Source organism: Lentzea sp. NPDC051838 (assembly GCF_040681245.1).
GTDB lineage: Bacteria > Actinomycetota > Actinomycetes > Mycobacteriales > Pseudonocardiaceae > Lentzea.
In genome coordinates this window covers 932549-958121 of the sequence record NZ_JBFAYI010000001.1, presented here as the reverse complement: position 1 = coordinate 958121, position 25573 = coordinate 932549, and the positions used below count along the sequence as shown (strand labels likewise).

Annotated in this window: 23 protein-coding genes; 11 read left to right on the top strand and 12 right to left on the bottom strand. The window is 69.0% G+C overall.

Annotated elements, in window-relative coordinates; genetic code table 11:
• Entirely contained in the window at positions 1-267 is a 267-nt protein-coding gene (locus AB0M24_RS04315; RefSeq protein ID WP_363760887.1) for a hypothetical protein, read from the top strand.
• Here AB0M24_RS04315 and AB0M24_RS04310 read toward each other — a convergent pair.
• On the bottom strand, positions 179-3106 hold the full coding sequence (locus AB0M24_RS04310) for an ATP-binding protein (protein WP_363760884.1): 2928 nt from the start codon (positions 3104-3106) through the stop codon (positions 179-181). The genes AB0M24_RS04315 and AB0M24_RS04310 overlap by 89 nt on opposite strands.
• Positions 3107-3136: 30 nt before the next feature.
• Positions 3137-3688, bottom strand: coding sequence for a cadmium resistance transporter (locus AB0M24_RS04305; RefSeq protein ID WP_363760881.1), 552 nt, complete (start codon positions 3686-3688; stop codon positions 3137-3139).
• A gap of 95 nt (positions 3689-3783) precedes the next feature.
• On the opposite strand from AB0M24_RS04305, the gene AB0M24_RS04300 reads away from it, so the two are divergent.
• Together AB0M24_RS04300 and AB0M24_RS04295 are read left to right on the top strand one after the other, a co-directional pair.
• Positions 3784-4668 (top strand): SDR family NAD(P)-dependent oxidoreductase, encoded by an 885-nt coding sequence (locus AB0M24_RS04300; RefSeq protein ID WP_363760878.1) that lies wholly within the window; start codon positions 3784-3786, stop codon positions 4666-4668.
• A 9-nt stretch (positions 4669-4677) separates the two neighbouring features.
• Entirely contained in the window at positions 4678-5238 is a 561-nt protein-coding gene (locus AB0M24_RS04295; RefSeq protein ID WP_363760875.1) for a TetR/AcrR family transcriptional regulator, read from the top strand.
• Between the two features lie 411 nt (positions 5239-5649).
• Here the strand turns inward: AB0M24_RS04295 and AB0M24_RS04290 are convergent, their stop codons facing one another.
• From AB0M24_RS04290 to AB0M24_RS04275, 4 genes are read right to left on the bottom strand one after another with little or no spacing between them, the layout of a single operon-like run.
• Positions 5650-6444, bottom strand: a complete 795-nt coding sequence (locus AB0M24_RS04290) for an LLM class flavin-dependent oxidoreductase (RefSeq protein WP_363760872.1) — start codon at positions 6442-6444, stop codon at positions 5650-5652.
• Between the two features lie 36 nt (positions 6445-6480).
• A complete protein-coding gene (locus AB0M24_RS04285) occupies positions 6481-7281 on the bottom strand; it encodes an LLM class flavin-dependent oxidoreductase (RefSeq protein ID WP_363760869.1) in 801 nt (266 codons plus the stop codon).
• A 15-nt stretch (positions 7282-7296) separates the two neighbouring features.
• On the bottom strand, positions 7297-7791 hold the full coding sequence (locus AB0M24_RS04280; protein WP_363760866.1) for a DinB family protein: 495 nt from the start codon (positions 7789-7791) through the stop codon (positions 7297-7299).
• Positions 7788-8402, bottom strand: a complete 615-nt coding sequence (locus AB0M24_RS04275) for a hypothetical protein (RefSeq protein ID WP_363760863.1) — start codon at positions 8400-8402, stop codon at positions 7788-7790. The genes AB0M24_RS04280 and AB0M24_RS04275 overlap by 4 nt, the downstream gene beginning before the upstream one ends.
• Positions 8403-8779: 377 nt before the next feature.
• Here AB0M24_RS04275 and AB0M24_RS04270 point away from each other — a divergent pair, with 377 nt between their 5' ends.
• The 5 genes from AB0M24_RS04270 to AB0M24_RS04250 all read left to right on the top strand — a co-directional run bounded on the left by AB0M24_RS04270 (position 8780) and on the right by AB0M24_RS04250 (position 14072).
• A complete protein-coding gene (locus AB0M24_RS04270) occupies positions 8780-9757 on the top strand; it encodes a tyrosine-type recombinase/integrase (protein WP_363760860.1) in 978 nt (325 codons plus the stop codon).
• 122 nt (positions 9758-9879) lie between these two features.
• Positions 9880-10692, top strand: a complete 813-nt coding sequence (locus AB0M24_RS04265) for a Ku protein (RefSeq protein WP_363761568.1) — start codon at positions 9880-9882, stop codon at positions 10690-10692.
• Complete coding sequence (gene ligD, locus AB0M24_RS04260) at positions 10693-12135, top strand: non-homologous end-joining DNA ligase (protein WP_363760857.1); 1443 nt, start codon at positions 10693-10695, stop codon at positions 12133-12135.
• Positions 12125-12997, top strand: a complete 873-nt coding sequence (ligD, locus tag AB0M24_RS04255; protein WP_363760854.1) for a non-homologous end-joining DNA ligase — start codon at positions 12125-12127, stop codon at positions 12995-12997. Before ligD (AB0M24_RS04260) ends, ligD (AB0M24_RS04255) begins: the two co-directional genes overlap by 11 nt.
• Positions 12998-13034: 37 nt before the next feature.
• Positions 13035-14072, top strand: a complete 1038-nt coding sequence (locus AB0M24_RS04250) for a GrpB family protein (protein ID WP_363760851.1) — start codon at positions 13035-13037, stop codon at positions 14070-14072.
• Here the strand turns inward: AB0M24_RS04250 and AB0M24_RS04245 are convergent.
• The gene (locus tag AB0M24_RS04245; RefSeq protein ID WP_363760848.1) at positions 14050-15030 is read right to left on the bottom strand and encodes a helix-turn-helix domain-containing protein; all 981 of its coding nucleotides are present in this window, start codon (positions 15028-15030) and stop codon (positions 14050-14052) included. The genes AB0M24_RS04250 and AB0M24_RS04245 overlap by 23 nt on opposite strands.
• Positions 15031-15082: 52 nt before the next feature.
• On the opposite strand from AB0M24_RS04245, the gene AB0M24_RS04240 reads away from it, so the two are divergent.
• The gene (locus AB0M24_RS04240; RefSeq protein WP_363760845.1) at positions 15083-15472 is read left to right on the top strand and encodes a cupin domain-containing protein; all 390 of its coding nucleotides are present in this window, start codon (positions 15083-15085) and stop codon (positions 15470-15472) included.
• Here the strand turns inward: AB0M24_RS04240 and AB0M24_RS04235 are convergent.
• Complete coding sequence (locus AB0M24_RS04235) at positions 15469-15927, bottom strand: hypothetical protein (protein WP_363760842.1); 459 nt, start codon at positions 15925-15927, stop codon at positions 15469-15471. The genes AB0M24_RS04240 and AB0M24_RS04235 overlap by 4 nt on opposite strands.
• Positions 15928-15976: 49 nt before the next feature.
• Between AB0M24_RS04235 and AB0M24_RS04230 the strand changes: the two genes are divergently transcribed.
• Positions 15977-18742 (top strand): BTAD domain-containing putative transcriptional regulator, encoded by a 2766-nt coding sequence (locus AB0M24_RS04230; protein ID WP_363760839.1) that lies wholly within the window; start codon positions 15977-15979, stop codon positions 18740-18742.
• 685 nt (positions 18743-19427) lie between these two features.
• Here AB0M24_RS04230 and AB0M24_RS04225 read toward each other — a convergent pair.
• The 4 genes from AB0M24_RS04225 to AB0M24_RS04210 form a co-directional block, all read right to left on the bottom strand.
• Entirely contained in the window at positions 19428-20963 is a 1536-nt protein-coding gene (locus AB0M24_RS04225) for an ABC transporter ATP-binding protein (RefSeq protein ID WP_363760836.1), read from the bottom strand.
• 4 nt (positions 20964-20967) lie between these two features.
• Positions 20968-21831: an ABC transporter permease gene (locus AB0M24_RS04220; RefSeq protein ID WP_363760833.1), complete on the bottom strand. Its 864-nt coding sequence runs from the start codon at positions 21829-21831 to the stop codon at positions 20968-20970.
• A gap of 159 nt (positions 21832-21990) precedes the next feature.
• A complete protein-coding gene (locus AB0M24_RS04215; RefSeq protein ID WP_363760831.1) occupies positions 21991-22941 on the bottom strand; it encodes an ABC transporter permease in 951 nt (316 codons plus the stop codon).
• A complete protein-coding gene (locus AB0M24_RS04210) occupies positions 22942-24612 on the bottom strand; it encodes an ABC transporter substrate-binding protein (RefSeq protein WP_363760828.1) in 1671 nt (556 codons plus the stop codon).
• A 126-nt stretch (positions 24613-24738) separates the two neighbouring features.
• On the opposite strand from AB0M24_RS04210, the gene AB0M24_RS04205 reads away from it, so the two are divergent.
• Complete coding sequence (locus AB0M24_RS04205) at positions 24739-25566, top strand: M55 family metallopeptidase (RefSeq protein ID WP_363760825.1); 828 nt, start codon at positions 24739-24741, stop codon at positions 25564-25566.
• Positions 25567-25573: the final 7 nt, after the last annotated feature.

The window sequence follows — 25573 nt, the reverse complement described above, 5'->3', positions numbered from 1 at the left end:
ATGGCCATCAGCGGACGGGACATCGAGCGCCTGCTCTACACCGACACCCCGGACCCGATCCTGGTGGTGCACAACGGCACAACCGAGATAGTCGCGGCCGCCGAACTCGGCTCGCACCTCGGCGCGATCGTGGTGTGCTCGCGGTCGGAGATTCTGCGCAGGGTGGGGGAGCGCGACCTCAGCGAGGCAGATCTCGCGGCCATGGCGGCGACTCTGACAGCGGCCATTCAAGACCCAGGTCAGCAGCAGCCGCTCTGGCCCGCCTGACCAGATCCGGTCGGCCCGGCAACAGGTCCACGGGTTCGAACGCCTCCAGCATCTCCACCACGTCGCGGTAGGTCCGGCGAGCCGGGAACTCGAACCCGCTCTCGTGCAACCGCAACCACGCGTCCAGCGCGTCGACGCCGGCGCCCTCGGCGATCCCGCCGTAGTGGTCGAGAATCGCCAGATCATCACCGCCACACCCGATCCACGTGCACAACGTCCCGGCGACGATCCCCACCGGCAGGAACTCGTTCATCAGGCGGTGCAGCGCGGGCAGGCACTTCTCGGCAGGCGTCACCGCCAACTCGACCACGGCGGCCGCACCGTTGATCCCGTGCGTCGCCGCGAGCGGAGTGATCGCGTCCCGCAACTTCACCGCGACCTCGTCGAGCGTCACGTAGGGCTCGGCCATCAGCACCCAGTCGGGTTCCCGGTCGCCCGTCCCGGCGCGCAGGCTGACGGCGAAGTGGTGGTCGCGGTCCCGCTCAACCCAGAAGACGCGCACCACGCTCGCCCACTCCGCGGTGGCAAGGCGAGATTTCCAGAACAACGCCTCTCGTTGCCAGTCCTCGACGCTCACCCCGAGATCGGGCGCGTAGACCTTCCCGCGCAACGTCAGCGCCACCGTGACCAGGTTCAGCGAGTACGTCGCGTCCCGCGCGGAGTCCGTCATCTGGTTGGGTTCGTAGGCGCCTCGATCAAGCCGCCGCTCGTTCCGTGCCGCGAACAACCGCACCACGAGGCCGAACAGGTCCGCGGTCCGGGCGAACTCCTGCAGGAAGTCGAGCACCGGCTTGCTCGTGGTCAGCGCCGTGAACGACAGCACCGAGTACAGCTCGGTGTCGTCCACAGTGGACTTGCGGCGCGACCGGGCCGCATCCTCCCGGCTCAGCTCCAGCAGGGTCCGCCAGACGAACCGGGCGACCAGGTACTCGCCGAAGGTGGCGTGCAGGAACTCGTAGGTCGCGAGCTTGGTGTCGTCGCCGCGAACGGCCTCGGACTTCTGCACGAAGAAGAACCGCCCCAACGCCAGCTCACCCGACGACAGGGGAGTGCGCGTCCCGACGGTCCGGTTCGCCGTGCCGACGCCGAGCAGCTGCGCCAAGTCGGACGTCACCTGCTCGCCGGTCACCCATTGCGCGCCACGGTTGAACATCGCGAGCCCCACCACCGACAGCCGGTCGAGCTCGAACTCGACGTCGGCGTCCAGGCCGTCGTCGGTGCGTTCGACCGGTGACTTGGTGACCTCGCGGCGGGCGAACCGTTCCAGCAGCCGCTCGTACAACTGGCCGCGGCTGATCTTCTGGTGGTCCCGTTGCAACGCGCCGTCGACCGCGTCGTACAGCGCGAGCATCAGCAACAGCAACGGCTGCTCGGCCAGCTCCCGGTACTCCATGGCGACGTCGAGAGGCAGCGGCGGGTTGGTCGTGTTCCAGACGTCGAGCCAGTGCCTGATCTGCTCGTCCGAGAACGGCAGCAACCGCACCACGTGCGACTGCTGCGGCAGCTGAAGCCCGGCGCACACGCTGAGCCGGCTCGTCACCACGAATGCGGCGGGCCGGCTCTTGGTGAGCAGGTCGGCCTGCAGCTGCTCGATGTCGGTCAGGTAGCGCGTCTGGCTGACGCCGGTGGCCTGCATCAGCTCGTCGAGGCCGTCGAGGATCACGACGGGGACGGCGCCGCTGGTGTCGCGGGAGAACGTCGCCCAGCCGACCGGTTCGTCGAGCAGGCGCTGGAGGCCGTGCTCGATCTGCCGCACCAGGTCCGCGTCGGCGGGTGCGGTGCGCAGCTCGATGCGCACCACCGGGTAGCCCGACGCCGACAGCCGCGCCGCGAGCATCTCCGTCAGCACCGACTTGCCTGAGCCCGGATCACCCAGCACGAGCAGCGGCGCCGACCACGCCTCGATCGACGTCAGGAAACCGGCCAGGTGCGCGTACAGGTCCGTGCGCTCCGGCTGACGCTCCCAGTACTCGGCGGTGGACGGCACGGTCGCCCGGTCGCTCGGGGCGATCGACTGGAACCGCGGGTCCACGTACGCCCGCGCGAGGGCCGGGATCCGCAGCCCCTGTGGCACGTCATCGGATCTCACCAGCGGCCGCTCGAGAGCTGCGGCGTAGACCGCCTCCAGTTCGGTGAGGCGGACGTCCTGCGTGCGGTCGACGATCCCACGCAGCACCTCCTCCAGCCGGGCGAGCGCCGCACGCGTCGCGCGGTGTTCGGAGATCGAGCACCAGAACGCCACCTCGGGGAACTCCGCCGCGAGCCGGCGGAACAGCTCCTGGTAGCGGTCGACCGCCCGTGCCGGCAGCGGCAGCAACGACGCCAGCACCCTGTCCCGCTCGGTGTCGTCGAGGTGGTCCCAGCCGGCCAGCGACTGGGTGACCGACGCCATTTCGTTGTTCAGCTCGTAGTAGAAGTCGTGGATCGAGCTGAGGTTCGACTCGTAGCTCAAGCCCGCCGAGGGCAGCGGCAGCTCCAGCTCGAACGGGTTGAACGACACGACGTGCTCGTCGTCGTCAGCGGACAACGCGAAGGGCAGCTCCAGGGCGCGGAAAGCCTCGAAGTAAGCCGTCACCACGATGACCGCGTGCGCGGCATGCAGGCGTTGGGTGCGGTCGTAGCGGCTCAGGCCGCGGCGTTTCTCCGACACCTTGTTCGCCAGGTCGGAGAACAGGCGAGTGAAGTCGGGTTTCGCGTCGAAGAGATCCAGGACCTGCCACAACCCCAGCGAACCCGCGAGCAGCGCGCCGCCCAGCAGCTTGTCCAGGGCGGCGACGACCGGGTGGTCCTTGCCGCCGAGGATCTGCACGGCCTCGGTGTAGGTGTAGGTCCTTCGCACCCGAAGCTTCTTACACGACCGGGCGTGCGCTCATCCCGAGAACAACACCAACAGCCCAATGCCGATCAGCACCACCGGCAGCGCGACGTGGCCCCACTTCGCCAGCGCGCGGGCCACCACCTGACGTGAGGCCAGGAACCAGCCCGCCAGGCACCACACGCCGACCAGCACCAGGAACACCGCGACGTAGACCCACAGCGAGTCCGCGACGGTGAAGACCGGGACGTAGACGCCGATGTTGTCGCCGCCGTTCGCGAGCGTCACGCCCGCCACGGCGACGATCCCCGGTGCGGCGGCCGGCTCGTCATCGTCGTCGCCGCCGCGCCACAGCGACCACGCCGCTTTGAGCCCGAGTGCCAAGGGGATCAGGCCCAGCCACGGGCGGAACTGCTCGGGGAGCAGCGAGGCGCCGAGCGCGCCGAGCACCGCGACGGCCAGGATGCCCGCGAAGCCCAGGTACTGGCCCGCGACCACCTGCCAGACCGAACGCGCACGGGCGAAGAACAACGCCAGGATCACCAGGTCGTCGACGTTCGTCACCGCGAACATGCCCGCCGCCTGGCCGATCACCCCAAGATCCACGGCGGTGATTCTCCACGGCCACGAAACGGATAGCGGATCCGGATGTGTGCTAGCGTCGGATATCAAGTGGATGAGCTATCCGGATTGAGGTTGTCATGGCACGCAAGGCAGTCATCACCGCGGGGACCGGTGGCATCGGACTGGAGACCGCGCTCGGCCTCGCGAAAGCCGGCTACGCGGTCACCGTCGTCGGACGCAACGCCTCACGCGGCGCCCAAGCCGTCGACAGACTCAACGCGGGGGGAGGAGAGCCCGCACGGTTCCTCCAGGCCGACCTGTCGTCGCTCGCCGAGGTGCGGGCGCTGGGCGAGAGGATCGCCGCTGAAGGTGAGCTCGCCGTACTGGTCAACAACGTCGGCGCCATGTTCGAGGACCGCACCGAACTCGACGGCGTGGAAGCGTCCTTCGTCGTCAATCACCTCTCACCTGCCCTCCTCACCGAACTGCTGCTGCCCGCACTGAAAGCCGGCACGCCCAGCCGCGTCGTCAACGTGACCACCGGCGCCGTCGTCCTCGCCAAGAAGACGTTCGACCACGCCGAACCGCCCGGCGGCTACTACGGCTTCCACTGGTACGGACGCGCCAAGCTCGCGAACCTCGCCCACACGCTCGACCTCGCGGCGAGGCTGCGGGGGAGCGGCGTCTCGGTGCACGCGGCCGACCCAGGAGGCGCGGCCACCGACATGACCGACGGCACGATGCGCAAGTCCAAGATCGTCTCACCGGCCCTGCGACTGCTGTGGCCGCTCGTCCGCCGCAAGTTCGAACGCTCAACCGCCGGCGCCGCCTCAGACGCCGCAAAGTCGTCGATCATCGCCGCCACCGACCACACCCTGCCCACCGGACAACTCATCGGCCCGCAAGGAACACCCGTGCCACCTGTTGCGGCCGCTACCGACCCGCGCGTCATCACCGCCGTGCGCAGACTCACGGACCAGCACCTGACGCACACCCCCGTTCCGGATGGCGTATCCAATTAGACTGGAGGCATGACGCCGCTGCGAAAGGACGCCGCCCGCAACTGGGACCGCATCCTCACCGTCGCCAGAGAACTCGTCGACGAAGGCACCCCGCTGCAGCTCAACGACGTCGCCCGCCGCGCAGGACTGGGCGTCGGCACGGTCTACCGACACTTCCCGACCACCGAAGCGCTCCTCGAGACCGTCGCCACGCCCTGCCTCGAAGCCCTCGCCGACCACGGCCGCAAAGCCCTCGAAGACCCCGACCCCTGGCACGCCTTCTCCGAGTTCCTCACCCGACTCGTCGAAGCCCAGGTCAGCGACCCCTCACTGGCCAAGGTCGCCGCCACCGCCACCGACACCCTGCCGCGCACCACCGAACTCAAACAGCAGATCATGACCGCCGGCACCGAAGTGCTCACCCGCGCCCGCGCCGCCGGAGCAGTACGCGAAGACCTCGCCGACGGCGACCTCGTCCCACTCATGTGCGGAGTCGCCTACGCCACCTACGTCCACAGCGACGGCCCAGCCGACCGGCTCCCCACCGCGCGCCGCTACCTCGACACGCTCCTCCGGGGGCTGAGCGCCTGACCCGGAAGGACCGGCCGCGACGAACGACGGCGCCGCCCGCCGAGCACGCAGCACGTGACTGCGGGGGACCAACCGCCCCCGACTCTCGGACCTCTGCCCGCAACCGCCGACCATCGCGCGCCGGGATCGCGGGGGACCGGCCGCCCCAACTTCCGGAACTCTGCCCGCATCCTGCCGACCACCAAGCACGGGATCGCGGGGGACTAGCCGCCACTAAAACCTGACGCTCAGCCGAGCCCTCAGCAGCTGGTTGAGGGAGTCAGCAGCCACAGAGGTCCGATGCTCCACCAACTCACACCGTCGAGCGTCAAGCACCTGACCGCGGGCCAGCCGCCACCTCGCGCGACCCAAGTGCCTGACCCCAGGGCCAGCCACAAAATCGACCGCGGCTCGGCCACCCTCCCGCGTGGGCTAGTCGCCTGACCGTGGGGGACCAGCCGCCACGAACGCCCGCAAGTCCTCCAACTCCCGCGCCCCACCATCGGTGAACATCCACGTCACCCCGGCGTCCTCGTACTCCTTCACCTCCTCCGGCAACGAACCGCCCCAGATCGCCACGTCACCCTCAGCCGACCCACCCGACGCCACGAACGCCGCCTTCATCCGGGCCGCATCGTCGGGGGAGATCACCACCAGCTCGTGGTCCACGAACGTCGCCGGAACCACCCCGGCACCGTGCTCCGCCCCACGGAACGGAATCGCCCGAGGCCAGTTCCCGCCGATCCACAACGGCACGTCCACCGGCGCGAACCGAACACCGGAAACCTGGAACAACTGGCCCTGGTGGTCGACCACCGAGCCCGATAACAACGCGCGCAGCAGCGAGACACCCTCCGACAGCGCCTCCGCCCGAGACACCCGCTCACCGAAAGGCACGTAGTCGTCCGGCACCCCCGCGCCGACCCCTAACACCAACCGGCCACCCGACAAACGCTGCAACGTCGACGCCTCAGCCGCCACCTTCCACGGCCGCCGACGCCCCAGCGACGTCACCATCGGCCCCAACCGGATCGACGAAGTCCGCGCCGCCACCGCACCTAAAGTCACCCAGACATCGGCCAGAACGGTCTCACCCGGCCGGACCACGTGGTCCCACAGGAAGAAACCGTCCCACCCCGCCTCCTCCGCGGCGACGGCCAACGACACCAGCACCGAGGGATCACCGAGCGACTCACCGAAGTTCGGAACATAGATCGCGTACTTCATGCCCCGAGTCTCGCAGCCACCCCCGACAAGATCGTTCTAACGCGGCGGACCAGCGGAAACGTACGAACGAAGCTCCGACAGCGACGCCTTCCACCCGTCCAGCAACAACCACGTCGCCCCGGCATCCGCGTACTCCGACACCTCCGACGCCGACGGCCGCGCCCCACCACCCCAGATCGCCAGATCACCATCAGCCGGGCCGCCCGCCGCGACGAAATCGGCCTTCATCCGCGCCGCCTGCGCCGGCGACGCCACCGCGAACCCACCAGACCCGTCCAGAATGATCGGGAACAACCCCGACGCCGACGACGCCGCCAGGAACGGCACCTTCCGCGGCCAGATCCCCGACGTCCACACCGGCACCTCCACCGGCGCGAACCGCACCCCCGACACGTCGAAAACGTCCCCGTGATGCTCGACAGGCTCACCCGACAACAACTTCCGCACGACCTCGACACCCTCGGTCATCCGCGCCGCCCGCGACCGCGCATCCGAAGCCTCACCGAAAGAGGTGAAATCCCGCGGCACACCCATCCCCACACCCAGCACCAGCCGCCCACCCGACAACCGCTGCAACGTCGACGCCTCGAGCGCCAGCTTCCACGGACGACGCCGGGGGACAGGCGTGATCATCGGCCCCAGCACGATCCGCGACGTCCGCGCCGCCACCGCACCCAACGTCACCCACGGATCAGCCACCAACGGCTGCGCCACCACGTGATCCCACATGAAGAACCCGTCCCACCCAGCCGCCTCCGCCTCGACAGCCAGCGAGCTCAACACCGCGGGATCACCGTAAGTGTCGCCATAACAGGGCACGTAGATCGCAAAACGCATGCGGGGGAGTCTGCCTCACGGCCCCACACCCGTCGCACCGTCCAACTGCTCCCGCAGGATGTCCGCGTGCCCCGCATGCCGCGCGGTCTCCGACACCAAATGCACCAACACGTTGAACAACATCACGTCAGGACGCGGCCACCACGGCACAAACCCGGGGGAGTCCACCGCAAGAGCCTCGATCGTCGCGTCCGAATGCGCCCACACACGTCGATACCGCTCCACGATGTCCACACGAGACTCGTCAGGAGCGGCCAGCATGCTCGAACCACGCGCCGCCACGTCGTCCCGCCGCGGCAACGGCTCCGGAAACGGCCGCCCGAACACCTCACCGAAGTACCGCGACTCCGACAACGCCAGATGCTTCACCAGCCCCAGCAGATTCGTCCCGCTCGCGACCAGCGGACGCCGGATCTGCACGTCGTCCAGACCCTCCAGCTTCCACACCATCACCTCGCGAAGCTCACGCAGATCGCTGTGCAGATACGCCTTGGCGAATTCGTCGATCATGAGACCCCAGCCTGCCACGCGCCCGCACACGCCTCGATCCACGAAGCGAGATCCGGCGCCTCGTCGAACGTGTACAGATAGCCACCCAACGACGTGACCCCGGAGAACGAGTGGTCAGGCGCGAACAGCACAAGACGCCCCGTCGTGCAGTGCGCCGCCGTCAGGTTCCCGTTGGCCTCTATCGCCACGGTGACGTAATCCCGCACCTCCTCGCCCGCGAAGCCGTACTCGGAGACGACGTCGCAGAACGACAACGACGCCGCGTCCACCGTCAGCACCTGGTTCTGGTTCAGCCACCAGGTCGACGGCCCGAAGAACTGCTCGACAGTCCCACCGAACACCCGCCAGAACGCGCGCAGCGAATCCGGGTACGAGGAGTCGGCCTCAGAAGGCGGCTCACAGAGCCATCCGGACGAACCCCAGCACAACAGCTCGTAGGAATGTCCCGCCACGGACACCGGCGTCACACGAGCAGACGCCAGCAGAGCGGACAGCCGAGGCAAGCCCGGCAGCGCACCACGCGTCCAAGTGGACGAAGGGCCGACAACGACCTCAGCGCCCGGCGAAACGAACCACGGCACGCACTCCAGGAAACGCCCCCAGTCAGACATGGCCGTGAGCCTGGCAGGAGAGGCCTCCCAGAAGGGCCGAATCCGCGTTACTTGACATAATGTAGATTATCGGCGAAACGGCGACCTGCGAAGATCGGTTTCAGAAGGGGCTGAATCGGCTGTGTTGGCGCGTCTGCAAGCTCGTCCAGCGGGCAGGCTGGCCGCTCTTGCAGACGCCACAACATCTCAACACCGGCGATGTCGGAGCGCGGTCGACACCGACGACTCGTCAGTGAGACGTACGTAGAGGTGACTCATTACGCTCACGATCCCCGACAAGTGACGCCACCTGGTCCAGCGCCCGGCGAACCCGGACTAAACGGACATTTCATGCATAATCGCCATTATCCAGCACGGAACACGGGATTGTCGGTGCCGTGCGGTACAAGATCCATATGCACGTGCTCGCCGCCCAGGACGCCTTCTTCCTCGCTCGCCGGACGCGCAAGGACTCGCCGCACACAACGGCGGCCTACCAGCGCGATCTGCAAGGCGTGAACACACTCCTGGCCGAGACACTCCCCTGCCCCGTCGAGGACCTCACCACCCACCACCTCACCGGCGCCAACCTGCGCCAGGCCTTCGGGCTTTTCGCCGACACCCACGCCAAGAGCTCGGTGCTGAGGGCCTGGTCGACGTGGAACCAGTTCCTGACGTTCTGCGTGGCGGAAGACCTGATCGCCGGCAACCCGATGGGCGCCGTCGCCCGCCCGAAGACCCCGCCGCTCGTCCCCAAGCCGCTGAGAGGTGAGGACACTCCCGAACAGCTCCTCACGGCCGCCGCGGAAGGCGCCAGGAAAGGCCGCGACCCGTGGCCGGAGCGGGACGTGCTGGTCATCGCGTTGGGCCTGGTGGCGGGCCTGCGCAGTGCCGAGATGCGGACTCTGACGCTCGCCAGCATCGTCGGACGAGAAGGCGACCAGCGGTTGCATGTGAAAGGCAAGGGCAACCGCGACAGAAGTGTCCCCATCGAGCCCCCGATGGAACGGATCGTGGACGCCTACCTGAAGAGCTGCCGGCAACGGTTCCCGCAGGGCCGCTTCGACCGCGAAAGCGCCTTGCTCAGGGACCGGCACGGTGAGCCGATCGGGCGGGGTGGTCTGGAGTACCTGGTCAAGCAGTGTTTCCGGTGGGCGGGGCTGAACGACAGGGTCCCCACAGGGGCGAATCTGCACGCCCTCAGGCACACGTTCGCGACGCGGCTCGCTGAGGACGGCGCCAGTGCGAGCGAGATCATGGCGTTGCTCGGGCACGCGAGTCTGGCGACGAGTCAGAACTACATCGAGGCGACGGCGCGGGAGCGCAGGGCCGCGGTGGCGAGCAACAGGACGTACCGGGCGCTCAAAGACATCTAGCGGAGTTCCACCTCGGCAGGGCACGCTCGGTTGTGACATGGGGGTCGCCCTGTTGCCGGATCGTTAGGCCGAGTGGGTGACCTGATAGTGCGAAAACCGCATTTCAGGGGTACCCAATGAGAATGAGATCCGTGTGGCGTGGGGCCATCTCCTTCGGGTTGGTGACGATCGCCGTGCGCCTCTACACGGCTGTCGAGGAGCACGACTTCCGGTTCAACCAGGTGCACCGGGCGGATGGCGGGCGCATCAAGTACAAGCGCGTGTGTTCGGTGTGCGGCGAAGAGGTGGAGTACGGCGACATCACCAAGGGCTACGAGCTGGACGACGGCCGGATGGTGATCATGGAGAACGAGGACTTCGAGAAGCTTCCGGTGAAGACGGACAAGTCGATCGACGTTCTGGAGTTCGTGCCGGCGGAGGAGATCGATCCGATCTACTTCCAGAAGACGTACTACCTGGAGCCGGACAAGGCGGCTGCGCGGCCGTATGTGCTGCTCAGAGACGCTCTCGTCAAGACAGGTCAGCTGGCGGTCGTGAAGATCACGATTCGGCAGAAGGAGACGCTGGCGACGATCCGGGCGCGTGATGACGTGCTGGTGATGCACACGATGTTGTGGCCGGACGAGATTCGCAAGGCGGAGTTCGACTTCCTGGACCAGCAGGTGGAGGTGCGTCCGCAGGAGCTGAAGATGGCGACGTCGCTCGTGGAGTCGATGGCGGGTGACTTCGATCCGGACACGTTCACGGACGACTACCGGGACGCGTTGGAGAAGGTCATCGCGGCGAAGGCGGAGGGTGCTGAGCTGCCGGAGCAGCCTGAGGAGGAGGACAAGGGCGATGTCATCGATCTGATGACGGCTCTGGAGCGTTCGGTGGAGAAGGCGAAGGCCGGGCGGAAGAAGGCTCCTGCGAAGAAGAAGGCCTCGTCGGCGTAGATGGCCGGGCTCGACGAGTACCGGCGCAAAAGGGATCCGGCCAGGACGCCGGAGCCCGTGCCGAATGCTGACGAGCTTCCGCGCGGGAACAACGACACGTTCGTGATTCAGGAGCATCACGCGAGCAGCCTGCATTGGGATGTGCGGCTGGAGCGTGATGGTGTGCTGGTGTCGTGGGCGGTGCCGAAGGGTTTGCCGCCTACGACGGATGTGATCCGGTTGGCGGTGCACACCGAGGATCACCCTTTGGAGTACGCGGAGTTCTCCGGGGAGATTCCGAAGGGCGAGTACGGCGGCGGCGAGATGTTCCTGTGGGATCGCGGCCGGTACGAGACGGTGAAGTGGTCTGACCGCGAGGTCGACGTGATCTTGCACGGTCAGCGCGCGCAGGGTCAGTTCGTGTTCTTCCGGTCGGGTACGGACGGCAAGAACTGGATGATGAAGCGCCGGCACGCTCCGGTGCGTCCGGACTGGAAAACCCTTCCTGAGCAGCTGAAGCCGATGCTGGCGACGCCCGGTCCCCTCCCCCAGGACGATGATGATCTTTGGGCTTATGAGTTCAAGTGGGACGGCGTCCGGGCGATTCTGAGGGTCGAGGGTGGCCGGGTGCAGGCGTGGTCGCGGCTCGGCAACGACATCACCGTCGCTTACCCCGAGCTGCAGGGTGTCGGTGAGCAGTTGGGCTCGACGGAGGCGCTGCTCGACGGTGAGATCGTCGCGCTGCAGAACGGCAGGCCGAGTTTCAGCGCGTTGCAGAACCGGATGCACGTGAGCAAGTCCGAGGCGGCGCGCAGGGCGGCTCGTCAGTTCCCGATCACGCTGCTGCTGTTCGATCTCCTGCACCTGGACGGCCGCTCGACACTTCAGCTGCCCTTTCGGCAACGCCGTGAGCTCCTCAGAGACCTCGAGCTGAGGGGTTCGAACTGGCTCACTCCCCCGTCCTACGACTCCGATGGGGCGGCGGTGCTGGCGGCGAGCCGGGAGCAGGGTTTGGAGGGGGTGGTGGCGAAACGGCTCGATGCCACCTATCAGCCGGGTCTGCGTTCGCCGGTGTGGCGCAAGATCACCGATCTGATGGCGCAGGAGGTGGTGATCGGCGGCTGGCGTCCGGGTGAGGGCAAGCGTGCGGGTGTGGTGGGGGCGCTGCTGCTGGGTATCCCGCGGGACGGCGGGCTGGCGTTCGCGGGGTCGGTGGGCACCGGGTTCAACGACGCCGAGCTGGCGGTGTTGACGCCGAGGTTGAAGGCGTTGGGGCGCAAGGCTTCGCCGTTCGTGACGGAGGTGCCGCGGGAGCGGGCGAAGGGTGCGTTGTGGGTGGAGCCGGAGCTGGTGGCGGAGGTGGTGTTCCGGCAGTGGACGCCGGACGGGCGGATGCGGTTTCCGGCGTGGCGGGGGCTGCGGCCGGACAAGTCGCCTGAGGAGGTGCGGCGCGTTGAGCAGTGATGCCACGGTGAAAGTCGAGGGTCGGATCCTCAAGCTGACGAACCTGGACAAGGTGCTGTATCCGGAGTTCGGGTTCACCAAGAGCGAGGTCATCGACTACTACACGCGGGTCTCCCCCGTGTTGCTGCCTCACCTCAAGGACCGGCCGGTGACGCTCAAGCGCTATCCGAACGGTGTGGACGGGAAGTGGTTCTTCGAGAAGAACGCGCCGGAGCACCGTCCGGACTGGGTGCGGACGATGCGGCTGGAGTCGCCGGGCAGCTCGAAGGGCAACGAGACCGTCAACTACGTGATGGTGGACGAGCTGGCGACGTTGGTGTGGCTCGCGAACCTCGCGGCGCTGGAGCTGCACGTGCCGCAGTGGACGGTGGGGCCGCGTGGGGGCAAGCGGGATCCTGATCTGCTGGTGTTCGACCTGGATCCGGGGGCGCCGGCGACGGTGGTGGAGTGCTGCCGGGTCGCGGAGCAGGTGCGGATGGTGCTGGACGACGACGGTGTGGACTCGTGGGCGAAGACGTCGGGCAACAAGGGCATGCAGGTGTACGCCTACGCGCCGGCGAAGGACACCTCGGAGTACGCGAAGGTGATCGCGCAGCGGCTGGCGAAGGAGCATCCGAAGCTGGTGGTGGCGACGATGGCGAAGGCGCAGCGCACCGGGAAGGTGTTCATCGACTGGTCGCAGAACAACACGGCGAAGACGACGGTGGCGCCGTACTCGTTGCGGGCGCGGGAGAGGCCGACGGTGTCGACGCCGCTGACGTGGGACGAGGTCGAGGACTGCGAGGTCGTCGAGGATCTGGTGTTCACGGCGGACGAGGTGCTGGATCGGGTGGATTCGGCGGGTGATCTGTTCGGCAGTTGATATTCTGGCCGACTGCCTACATCTCAGGGGGAAGGCCGTGAACATCGAGCTCGCCGAGTACGACCCTGCCTGGCCGGGCCTCTACCAGCGGGAACGCTCCAGGATTCTGGGTGTGTTGCCGGGTGCGGAGCTGGAGCACGTCGGGTCGACGTCGGTGCCGGGGCTGTGTGCGAAGCCGGTGATCGATCTGCTGCTGGTGGTGGACGACGCCGGGGACGAGGCGTCGTACGTGCCGGCGTTGGAGGCCGCCGGGTACCGGGTGACGGTGCGGGAGGACGACTGGCACGACCACCGGATCCTCAAGGGGCCGGACACGAACATCAATCTGCACGTGTTCCCGCGCGGCTGTGCGCAGGTGCGGCGGCATCGGATCTTCCGGGACTGGTTGTGCGACAACGACGCCGATCGTGAGCTGTACGCGGAAACGAAGCGGAAGCTCGCGGCGGGCGAATGGGAGCGGGTGCAGGACTACGCCGCGGCGAAGAACGAGGTGGTGCTCGAGATCCTCGAGCGCGCGTACGTGACGTGGCGGGCAGAGCCTGCCGACGTGGAGTTCGTGACGCAGGATCCGCCGCACAACGCGCCGATCACGTTGCGGGAGTACGACCCGGTGTGGCCGCAGTGGTACGCGGCGGAGGAGGCGAAGATCCGGGCGGCGCTGGGTGAGGCCGTGGTGCGAGTGGAGCACTGCGGGTCGACGTCGGTGCCGGGATTGGCCGCGAAGCCGTTGATCGACATCCTGCTGGTCGTGCCCGATTCCAGCGATGAGGACGCCTATGTGCCGGCGTTGGTGGCGGCGGGCTACTACCTGCGGGCGCGCGAGCGTTCGTGGCACGAGCACCGGATCCTCAAGGGCACGGTGCCGAACGTGAACCTGCACGTCTTCTCCCCCGCGTGCGAGGAGGTCGACCGGATGCTGGCGTTCCGCGACCGGCTGCGCACGCATCCGCGGGACCGGGCGGAGTACGAGGAGACGAAGCGGGCGCTGGCGGAGCGGACGTGGGAGCGGGTGCAGAACTACGCGGACGCGAAGACGCGGGTGGTGGAGCGGATCACTCTGCGGGCGCTGGCGTGATCTGGCTGAAGCGGCGGCGGTAGGCGGACGGGGTGAGGCCGGTTTCTCTGCGCATCAGCGCGCGGAGGTTGGCGGCGGTGCCGAGCCCGGTGTGGCGGGCGACGACGTCGAAGCGTTGTTCGCCGAGCTCGATGAGGCGGCAGGCGAGCGTGACGCGTTCGCCTGTCAGCCAGGCGAGTGGTGTGGTGCCGAGCTGAGCTTGGAAGCGGCGGTGCAGGGTCGCGGGGCTGACCGCGGCCCGTCCGGCGAGGTCGGTGACGGTCAGCGGGGTGTCGAGGCGTTCCTGTGCCCAGGCGAGTACCGGTGCGAGTGACTCGTCGGGCAGGTCGGGCACGGGGCGTTCGACGAACTGACGCTGGCCGCCGTCGCGGTGGGCGGCGAAGACGAGCCGGCGGCTGACGGCGTTGGCGATCTCGGCGCCGTGGTCGCGGCGGACGAGGTGCAGGCCGAGGTCGAGGGCGGCGGCGCTGCCGGCGGCGGTGAGGATGTCGCCATCGTCGACGAACAGCACGTCCGGTTCCAACTGCACGCTCGGGAAGCGGGTGCGGAAGTTCTCGGCCCACTGCCAGTGCGCGGTGGCGCGGCGGCCGTCGAGCACGCCTGCCTCGGCGAGGGTGAAGGCGCCGCTGCAGAAGCCGACGAGCCGGGCGCCGCGGGCGTGTGCTGCTCGAATCGCTTCCAGGACAGCGGGTCGGCGGGGTGCTTCGACGTTGGGCCGGTTCGGGACGATCAGGGTGTCGGCGGTGGTCGCCGCGTCGAGGCCGGCGACCCCGGTGAGGGTGAAGAAACCGTCGCGCATGACCGTGTCCGGTTCGGGTGAGCAGAGCCGGAAGTCGTACAGATCTCGGCCGATCTCGGGGCGTTTCAAGCCGAAGACCTCGGTGGCGCAGCCGAGCTCGAACGGGTTGGAGTTCTCGTCGACGATCACGACGACCCGGTGCGAGGATTCTTGCGGCATGTGCGATTCCTAGCACTCACGGCCGGGGTCCGCCAGCGGTCAGGCTTGGGCGGTGACCAACGAACCCATCTCGCTCGGCAAAGCCCTGGCCTCGTTCGACGCCCTGTGGAGCCCCCGCATCGTCACGCACGTGAACGACTACGACGTGCGGGTGGCGAAGGTCGAGGGCGAGCACATCTGGCACGTCCACGACGACACCGACGAGTTCTTCCTCGTGCTCGACGGCGAGCTGCGCATCGGGCTGCGGGAGCCCGCCGGGGAACGGACGGTGGTGCTGGAGCAGGGCTCGGCGTTCACCGTGCCGCGCGGGACGTTCCACAAGCCGTCGTCGGCTGCCGGTGCGTCGATTCTGCTGTTCGAACCCACTGGAACGCTGACCGTCGGCGACCGTCACGACGAGATCCCCGACCACGTGGACGCGACGACCGGGCACGAGCTCTAGTCGACGCGGCGCACCTTCGCGGGGTCGAGGTGGACTTCCCAGGCCGTGTAGCACTCGCTGAGGCGGTCGCCCACCTCGGCGCCGCACGCGCACAGGCTGTTCCAGCCTTCAGGGTCGCTGCTCGTTCCGCAGCAGCCGCCGCCGCGGTCGGGATGGCCTTTCAGATGGGTGTCCGCGGGATTCAGCACGATCGTGCCGCGCGGCCCGGCGGACACCCGGAAGCCGGGGCCGCTGTCGGCGAGGTACGGTCCGCCGGGGTAGGCAGGGACCACCTCGTCGGTCGGCACGAACGGTGCCCCGAACGGTTCCGGCTCGATCGCGTAGTGGCCCAGGGGCACCGTCGGTTCGGCGTAGCGAGCACCCTCGACGTGCCCTGGCCGGGTGGGGACGGCCGGCAGAGCGATCACGTTCTCGGTCAGCGGGTCACCGCACTCCACACACACGAACACAGACACGGGCTCATAGGTACCAATCGGTCAGGTGCGGCGACAACGCAATATCGGCGTGCGTGGTGCGGAAGAATCACGTCTCGTGTGGTTCGGGGTGCTGGGGCCGGTCGAGGTGCGCGACGCCGCGGGAGCGGTGATCGCCCTGCCCGCGCCCCGCCAGCGCGCTCTGCTCGCCATGCTGGCCCTGGACGTCGGCAGGATCGTCGGCCACACCCGCCTGCTCGACGGTCTGTACGCCGAGCCGCCCGCGGGTGCCGCGAACGCGCTGCAGTCCCAGGTCTCGCGGTTGCGCAGGACCATCCCGGGTCTGGTCGTCGAGCACCACCCCGCCGGGTACCGTCTCGTCGCCGAACCGTCCGAAGTGGACGCGTCCTGGTGCGTGGAGCTGCTCGCGGCCGGGCGCGGGGCCGAAGCGCTGAAGTTGTGGCGCGGCAAGGCTTTGGCGGACGTCGACGCTCCGTTCGCGGACGAGGCGCGGCGGCGTCTGACAGAAGTGCTCATCAACTGCACACTTTCCGGCGGGACCGAGAACGACCTCCGGGAGGTCCTGGCCGAGCACCCGCTGCGCGAGGACGTGCGGGCCGCGTTGATGCGGGCGTTGCACCGCGACGGCCGCCAGACCGAGGCGCTGGAGGTGTTCGCCCAGGGCAAGGCGCTGCTGGCCGACGAGCTGGGGGTCGATCCCTCCCCCGTGCTCGCTCAGGCGCACCTGGAGGTGCTGCGGGCCGAGGCGCCGCACCGAGGGGTTCCGGCGCAGCTCACCAGCTTCGTCGGCCGTGACGAGGACCTGCGCCGCGTCACCAAGTGGCTGCAGGAGAACCGGCTCGTCACGCTCATCGGGCCCGGCGGTACCGGCAAGACCCGGCTCTCCGTGGAGGTCGGCCATCGCGAGCCGGGTGAGGTGGCGTTCGTCGACCTCAGCGCCACCACCGACGTCGCACGGGCGTTGCTCGACGGGGTCGGCGTGCGCGAGGCGGGCCTGCTGTCCGCGGGGCCGGTCACCGTCCAGGACCGGCTGATCGCGGCCCTGGCCAGCCGCGCCGCGCTGCTGATCGTCGACAACTGCGAGCACGTCATCGACGACGCGGCCCGCGTGCTCGGCGCGGTGCTGGTCGCGTGCCCGGACGTGCGGGTGCTCGCCACCAGCCGCGAACCCCTGGGTATCACCGGCGAGACGCTGAGCCCGGTGACCGCGTTGGACGACGACGCGGCGGTGCGGCTGTTCCTCGACCGCGCCCAGGCCGTCAAACCCGGCTTCACCGCCGATCACGCGCTCATCGCGGACGTGTGCCGCCGCCTCGACGGCATCGCGCTCGCCATCGAGCTCGCCGCCGCACGCGTCCGGACACTCCTGCTCACCGAGATCGCCGCACGGCTGGGCGACCGGTTCGGGTTGCTGTCGAAAGGCAGCCGGACCGCCGCGCCCCGGCACCGCACGCTGCACGCCGTCGTCGAGTGGAGCTGGGATCTCCTCTCCGACGACGAACGCGACCTCGCCGCGCGGTTCACCGTCTTCCACGGCGGCGCGAGCCTGCGGGCGGTTCTGGACGTCACCGAGTCCGACGTCGACACGCTGACCTCGTTGGTCGACAAGTCGCTGATCGAGGTCACGGGCGAGCGCTACCGGATGCTCGACACCATCCGGGCGTTCTGCGCGACCCACGCACCGGACCTCGCGGAACGGCACGCCCGCTGGTTCCTCGCCAGAGCCCAGGAAGCCGAGCCGCACCTGCGGGCCCACGACCAGGTCGACTGGCTGCGCGGGCTCGCGGACGACCACGACAACATGGTCGGCGCGGTCGGCTGGGCCACGACGCACCACGTCGATCTCGCCCTCGAACTGGTCGCCGCGCTCGCCACCTACTACTGGTGCCGCGGTCTGCGCACCGAAGCCGCACAGCAAGCCGACGCCGTGCTGCACGCGTGCGGCGAGTCCGCGCCCGAGGGCCGGGCGCAGGAGTACGCGCTGTGCCTGCTGATCGCCTGGCCCGTCGCGACCGGGGACCAGACCGCGCGGATCCGTCAGGCCGACGAGCTGATGGGCACGTTCGACGCCCCGCCGCGCTACCCGATCATGACGATGATGTGGGGCATGGCGCTGGGCGCCCCGCAGGACGACTCCGAGATCTGGCACCGCCGCAACCGGCTGCTCGGCGACGACCCGTGGAGCAAGGCGCTCGCGTTCGTCGGCGACGGCCTGGTCAAACGCATGGAAGGCGACCCCATCGCGGGTGCGGAGCTGCTGGAGCGGGGTGCCGCGGCGTTCGGGGAGATCGGTGACCGCTGGGGTGCGGCGCTGGCGTTCAACCAGCTCAGCGAGATCGCGCTCGCGTCCGGCGACCCGGCCGCGGCGCTCGCGCACATCGAACGGGCACGGCAGCTGCTCGACGAGCTCGGCGCCACCGAGGACACCGCGGAAGCCGTCGTCGGACGAGCCCACTCCAGGCTCGCGGCAGGCGATCTGGATGGTGCGACGGCGGACTTCGACGTCGCGTTGGCACTCGCTCGCCGTGCCGGGGCTCAGGTCGTTCAGGCGGGCGCGCACCTGGGGCTGGCCCAGCTCGCGAGGCTCAGCGGTGACTACGCGGCTGCCCGCTCGCACTGCGACCAGGCGTGGGCGCTGACACCCGGCGGCTGGTACGGGCCGGACGAGCTGCGGTGCCACATCGCGCTGGAACGCGGCCGCATCGCCAGGACCTCGGGTGCGCTCGCCGAGGCCCGCCTGCACTTCGAGGACGCCCTGCGCAGGGCCGTGAAGCAGCGGAACCTGTTAACCGAGAGCGCCGTCCGCGCGGAACTCGACGCCCCAGCCGCGCCTTGATCCGCCGCCACCACAACCACGCCGGCAGCCGGCGGTGCGCGATGAACGTCCACAGGTCGTCCTCGGCCACCTCGTTCGGATGCCGCCGCAGCACCTCCAGGCACTCCCGCGACACCACCCCGTGCACCCGCGCCACGTGAGCCAGCGCCGTCGCGCCGTGGTGACGGACCTCGAGGCGGTTGTGGTCCAACGCGCGCGCGACCCGCCGCAACGTCACCCACGGGTCCGGATAGGACAGCGACAGGCCGATGACCGACACACCGACCATGTCCTCGCCGCGGTCGAACGCCGCGTCGACCTCCTCAGGCCGGTCGGTGCCCATCAGGGCGGAGAAGTCGCGCCAGTTCATGCCCTCACCACGCGTCGCACGGTCCAGCAGGAACCGCTGCCTGCCGTCGGAACGCTCACCTGTGCGTTCCCAGTCCGCGGCTAAGTAGCGCCACACCGCCGCGGTGTCCGCGCGTGAGGTCGAGGCGAGGATCCGGCACAGCTCCAGCACGTGCTCCGGTTCGCTCGCCTCGGCGAGCTCGCCCAGCACACCGTCTGGGCGGCCCAGGTCGTTCCACGCCAGCCACGCCAGCGTCGGTACTTCGTCGACAGCCACCCAGCCGTCAGCCCCGCCCCGCCCGATCTCGGCAGGCGTCAGCGAGGCCCGATAGCGGGCGTGTTCGATCGGGATCACTTGTCAGACCTGAGGTACCGCGCGCAGAAGAGCGCGCGTGTAGTCGTGAGAAGGAGTGAGCAGCACTTGTTCCACCGAGCCTTGTTCCACGATCTTCCCCTGATGCATCACCGCGACCCGATCGGCGATCTGCCACGCCAGCCCGAGGTCGTGCGTGATGATCAATGAAGCAAGGCCCAGCTCACGCCGCAACCGGAGCAGCAGCGCCACGATCTCCCCGCGCACCGACGCGTCCAGTGACGCGACGGGCTCGTCGGCCACCAGCAGACGGGGGTGCAGCACCAGTGCGCCGGCGATCACCACCCGCTGCTGCTGACCCCCGGACAGCTCGTGCGGAAGGGCGTCCAGGTAGAGGCTCGCGGGCCGTAGTTCCGCACGCTCCACAGCGGCGGTGACCAGGGATTCCTCCCCGCCGGGAATGTCGCCGCCGATGCCGTGGACGCGCAGTCCCTCGGCGACCGCGTCCCGCACCGTGTGGCGGGGGTTCAGCGCGCTCGCCGGGTCCTGCAGAACGAGCTGCACCTGGCGCCGGAACGCCTTGATCCCCTTGCTGGTGTGGGGCACGTCGGCGCCGTCGAAGATCACCCGACCGGAGGACGGTGCCCGCAGTCCCATTATGGTACGGGCCAGTGTCGTTTTTCCGGATCCGGACTGGCCGACCAGCGCCACGATCTCGCCTCGGCCGATCGTCAGGTCCACCCCGTCGACCGCGCGCGTCCGACCGTAGTCCACCACCAGATCCCGCACCTCGAGCAGCGGATCTGACGGCTTGGCCGGTTCCGCCCAGCGGTGTGCCGGGTCGCCGATCACCGGGAACGCCGCCGTCAGCGCGGCGGTGTGCGGGTGCTGGGGGTTGGCGATGACAGTGCGGGTGTTGCCCCGCTCCACCAGCTCGCCGCGGTGCATCACCGCCAGGTCGTCACACGTCTCGGCGAGCACCGACAGGTCGTGGCTGATCATCAGCAGCCCCAGGTCCTGCTCGGCGACCAGGCGTTTCATCACCTTCAGCACCTGCGCCTGCACCACCACGTCCAACGCCGTGGTCGGCTCGTCGGCGATCACCAGCCGCGGCCCGCACGCCAGCGCCATCGCGATCATCACCCGCTGCTTCTGCCCGCCCGACAGCTCGTGCGGATAGGCGCGGGCTTTCTCCTTCGGCAGCTCCACCTGGTTGAGGAGGTCTGCAACTCTGCCGTCGGTGCCGTGCAGGCGCATCGGCTCGGCGATCTGGTCACCGACGCGCTGCACCGGGTTGAGCGAGTGCATCGCGCCCTGGAACACGATCGACGCCGACGCCCACCGCACCGCCCGCAACTTCCCCCACGACATCGTCCGCACGTCGTCGCCGTCGAGCAGGATCTCGCCGTCGACCCGCGCGGTTCCCGGCAGCAGCCGCAGCACCGACATCGCCACCGTCGACTTGCCCGACCCCGACTCACCCGCGAGCCCCAGCGTCTGACCGGGAGCGAGCGTGAGGCTCACGTCGTTGACGACCTGCTTGGGTCCGTAGTGGACACTCAGGTTCCTCAGTTCCAGCACGGGCTCACCTCTTCGGCGTCACAACGGCTTCGAGGGCGCGCCCGACGAGCGTGAACGCCAGCACCACCACCACGATCGCCACACCCGGCGGCAACAGGAACCACCACGCCCGCTGTGGCACCGCGCCGTGCAGCTGCGCCTGGTGCAGCATCGCGCCCCACGAGATCCGCGTCGGATCGCCCAGCCCGAGGAACGCGAGCGTCGACTCGGCCACGATCGCCGACGCCACCGCCAGCGTCGCGTTCACCAGCACCAGCGGCACCACCGACGGCAGCACGTGCCGGCCGATCACGTGCCCGTGCCCGCCGCCGAGCGCCCGCGCGCGTTCCACGAACGGCCTCGCCTCGATCGTCAGCGTCTGCGCCCGCACCATCCGCGCCGTCGACGGCCAGCTCGTCAGCCCGATCGCCAGGACGATCGTCCCCAGCCCGCGCGGCAGCACCGTCGACAGCGCGATCGCCAGCACCAGCGCCGGCAGCACCAGGAAGAAGTCCGTGATCCGCAGCAGCGCCCCGGACACGAGCCCGCCGAAGTGGCCGCTGAGGATGCCGACGAGCGTGCCGATGCCCACCGCGAGCACCGCCGCCGTCAGCCCGACGAACAACGACGTCCCGGTTCCCTGCGCCATCAGCAGCGCCACCGACCGGCCGGTGTGATCGGTGCCGAGCCAGTGCTCGGCGCTCGGCGACTGCCACGGCGCGGCGGTCACCCGTGTGACGTCGAGGGCGTCCGCGGGGATCAGCAGCGGCGCCACCACAGCGACCACGGCCGCCGCCACGAGGATTCCCGCGCCGGCCACACCCGCCCGGTGCGCGAGAAACCCGCTCACGCCACCGTTGCCGCGCCGACCGGTGAGAGTCCCGCTCACGTCACCACCCCCGCGCGGTGTTCGTGGAACGCCGTGGCGAGAAACCTGTTTACGCCACGGTCTCCGTGCCGCACGGATCGGCGTGCACCGAACCCGCTCATACCGCCATCACCGCCTCAGCCCGAGCCGCACCCGCCCGCGAGCGCGACCACACCCCGCTCATACGACCTTCACCCGCGGATCCAGCACCCCGTACAACAGCTCCGCCAGCAGGTTCATCACCACGACCGCGCTCGCCGTGAACACCAGCAACCCCTGCAACAGCATGTAGTCGGGCCCGGTCAGCGCGTCGTAGAACAGCAACCCCAGCCCTGGCCACGAGAACACCGTCTCCGTCGTGATCGCGCCGGCCACCACCAGCCCGAACCGCAGGAACACCAGCGTGATCGCCGGCAGCACCGCGTTCGGCACCGCGTGCCTCCGCCGCACCAGGTCGTCCCGCAGGCCCTTCGCGCGCGCGGTCACGAGATATGGCGCGTGCATCTCCTCCAGCAACGACGACCGCATCACCAGCATGTACTCCGCGCACACCACCGCGACCAGCGTGATCGACGGCAGCACCAGGTGATGGCCGACGTCGAGCGCCTGCGACACGAAGTCCGGCGCCGTGTCGGTGTCGCGCATGCCCCGTGACGGGAAGAGATCTCCCGTCACCATCATCAGCAGCATGCCGAGCCAGAACGTCGGCACCGCCCACAACGTCAGCGACACCCCCGTCGTCGCCCGGTCGAACGCCGAGTCGCGCCGCCACGCCGCCCGCACCCCGACCCACAACCCGAGCCCCACCGCGATCACGGTCGACGTGCCGACCAGCAGCAGCGTCGGGCCGAGGCGCTCCAGGATGACGTCGGCGACCGGGCGGCGGAACGTGAACGACGTGCCCAGATCACCGCGCAGCAGCGAGGTGGCGTAGCTCCAGAACTGCTCGAGCAGCGGACGGTCCAGGCCGAACTGCGCCCGCAGTTCGGCCTGCATCGCCGCTGTCGTCGGACGGCCGCGCGTCATCGAGACGACGGGGTCGCCGGGCACCACCCGGAACAGGAAGAAACCCAGCACCGCCACCATCACCAGGCTGAGCGCGGCACCTCCGAGACGACCTGCCAGCCGCACCTACTCGCGCTCCCCTGCCGTCGCCGCACGCCTGCGCGCCACCACGACACCGATGATCACCAGCGCGACGAGCACCATGCCGCCGATCGCGATCCCCGGCCACCTGCTGCCCGAGGCTCCCGCGGTCCGTGCCGCGGGTTCGGCGCCGTAGTAGCCCCACATGCCGTTCTGCGCCATGATCACGCCGCCCTGCGCGGGCTGCGTCGTGAACTTCGCGAAGTGGTCGGAGCGGTAGCCCTCCAGCGCGTTCTCGTACGCGAGCACCACGGCGGGCACCTGGTCGTAGAAGCGCGCCTGCATCTGCTTGACGATCTCCACCCGCTTGGCCTCGTCGAACTCCGAGAGCTGCTTCGCGTAGAGGTCGTCGTACTCCTTGTCGCAGAAGTAGGCGTCGGTGGTGCCGCCCTTGCCGTCCGGGCCCGGCCGCTGCGCGCACGTGTGCAGACCCAGGATGAAGTCCGGGTCCACGTTCGTCGCCCAGCCCGAGAACGCCAGGTCGTAGGTCGCCGCCGTGGTGACCTCGTTGAGCTGGTTGTCCGACACCAGCCGCACGTCCAGCGGAATGCCGATGTCGCCCATCGACCGCTTCAGGTACTCGCTGGCCTGCTCGTCGTAAGCCCGGCCCGCGCGCCCGAACAGCCGCAGCCCGAACCGCGTGCCGTCCGCCTTGCGCGGGAAACCCGCCGCGTCCAGAGCGGCGTTCGCGGCCGCCGGGTCGAACGCGCGAGGCTTCTCGGGCTGCCAGTGCCACTTGCCGAACACCGGCGGCACCAGCCCGGACCCCTTCTCCGCGTAGCCGAGGCTCACCCGCTGCACCAGCGCGTCCAGGTCGACGGCCTGCGCGATCGCCCTGCGCACCCGCACGTCCTTGAGCGCCGCGTTGCCGTCACCGATCGGCTCGCCCGCCCTGGTCTGCGCGCCGGGGTTGATCAGCAGCTCGGTGAACCGGCGGCCCTGCGCCTTGTTGCGCGTGACGCCGTCCTTCTTGTCGAGCGAGTCGTACTGGGCCGGTGCCATCCGGTTGACCAGGTCGACCTCGCCCTTCGCGAGCGCCTGCACCGCGGCGTCGGAGTTCTGGAAGTACACGAAGTGCAGCTCGTCGTACTTCGGAGCGCCCCGCCAGTAGCTCTTGTTGGCCTTGAGCTTGATGAACTGACCCGCGACGTGCTCGCTCAGCACGAACGGGCCCGAGCCGACGACCGGCATCTGGTCGTTGGCGTAGTCCTTGATGTTGGTGACCTTCTCCCACACGTGCTTCGGCACGATCGGGATGTCCAGCGCCAGCATCGTCACCTGAGGTGCCTTGGTCTTGATCACCACGGTCTTGTCGTCCGTGGCGGTGACCTTCTCGAAGTTGGTGACGAAGCTGCCGTTCGCGGTGCGCGCGACGTCGTTCGAGAGCATCAGGTTGTAGGTGAACGCGACGTCCTGCGCGGTGATCGGCTGCCCGTCCGACCACTTCTTGCCCTCCGGGACCGTGAACGTCCAGGTGAGCTTGTCCGCCGACGGCTCCCATCTGTTCGCCAGGCCCTCGGTGACGCGCTGGTCGTCCGCGGCGTAGGCGGTCAGGTAGTCGTACATCAACCGGCCGACCTCGGTGCTCGACTGGAACACCGCGAGGAACGGGTTCATCGAGTCGATCTGCTGGACGATCGCCACCTTCAGGATCACCGGCCCCTGAGCTTGTGACGGTGGTGTCGCCAGCCCCAACGTCGTTGCTATTGCAAGCAACGCGCACGCTTTCACACGCACGAAATACCCCTCTTCCCCAGCAGCCCACCGCTACGTTACTCAGATGTGCGGATCATGATCTCGGCGGACATGGAAGGCGCCACCGGAGTCACCTGGACCGGGGACGTCGTGCCCGGCACCGAGCAGTGGCAACGGTTCCGGCGGCTCTTCACCGGAGACGTCAACGCGTGCGTGGAGGGCCTGGTCGCGGGCGGCGCCACGTCGGTGCTCGTCAACGAAGCGCACTCTTCGCAGCGAAACCTGCTGCTGGAAGACCTGCATCCCTCGGCGCGGCTGCTCACCGGGCGGCACAAACCGCTGTCGATGATGCAGGGCATCGACTCCGGTGTGGACGGTGTCGTCTTCCTCGGCTACCACACCGCCGCGGGCTCACCAGGCGTGCTCGCGCACACCTACCTGGAGAACTCGATCACCGGCGTGTGGCTCGACGGCGTCCACGCCTCCGAAGGCCGGCTGAACGCCGCCCTGGCCGCCGAGTACGGGGTACCCGTGCTGCTCGTCACCGGAGATGACCTGACCTGCGAGGACGCCCGGTCCTACGCGCTCAGGGCGCAGTTCGTCGCGGTGAAGGAATGTGTTTCGCGATATGCGGCCGTGTGCCTGCCGCCCTCCGTCTCTTTTTCACAGATCACAGATGCGGCCACCGAAGCGATGAGGGTGGCCGGGCGCTACGAGGGTGACGTAGAGGCACATCGGATCGAGGTCGAGTTCGACGCCACCCACCTCGCCGACGCCGCCGCCGTCGTGCCGACGGTCACGCTCGTCGGACCGCGCCGGGTCGGGTTCGACGCCGAGTCGATGACCGAGGCGATGAAGGCGTTCAAGGTCGTCACGCACGTCGCCGCAGGTGCGATCGAGGGCATCTACGGCTGACCGTAGG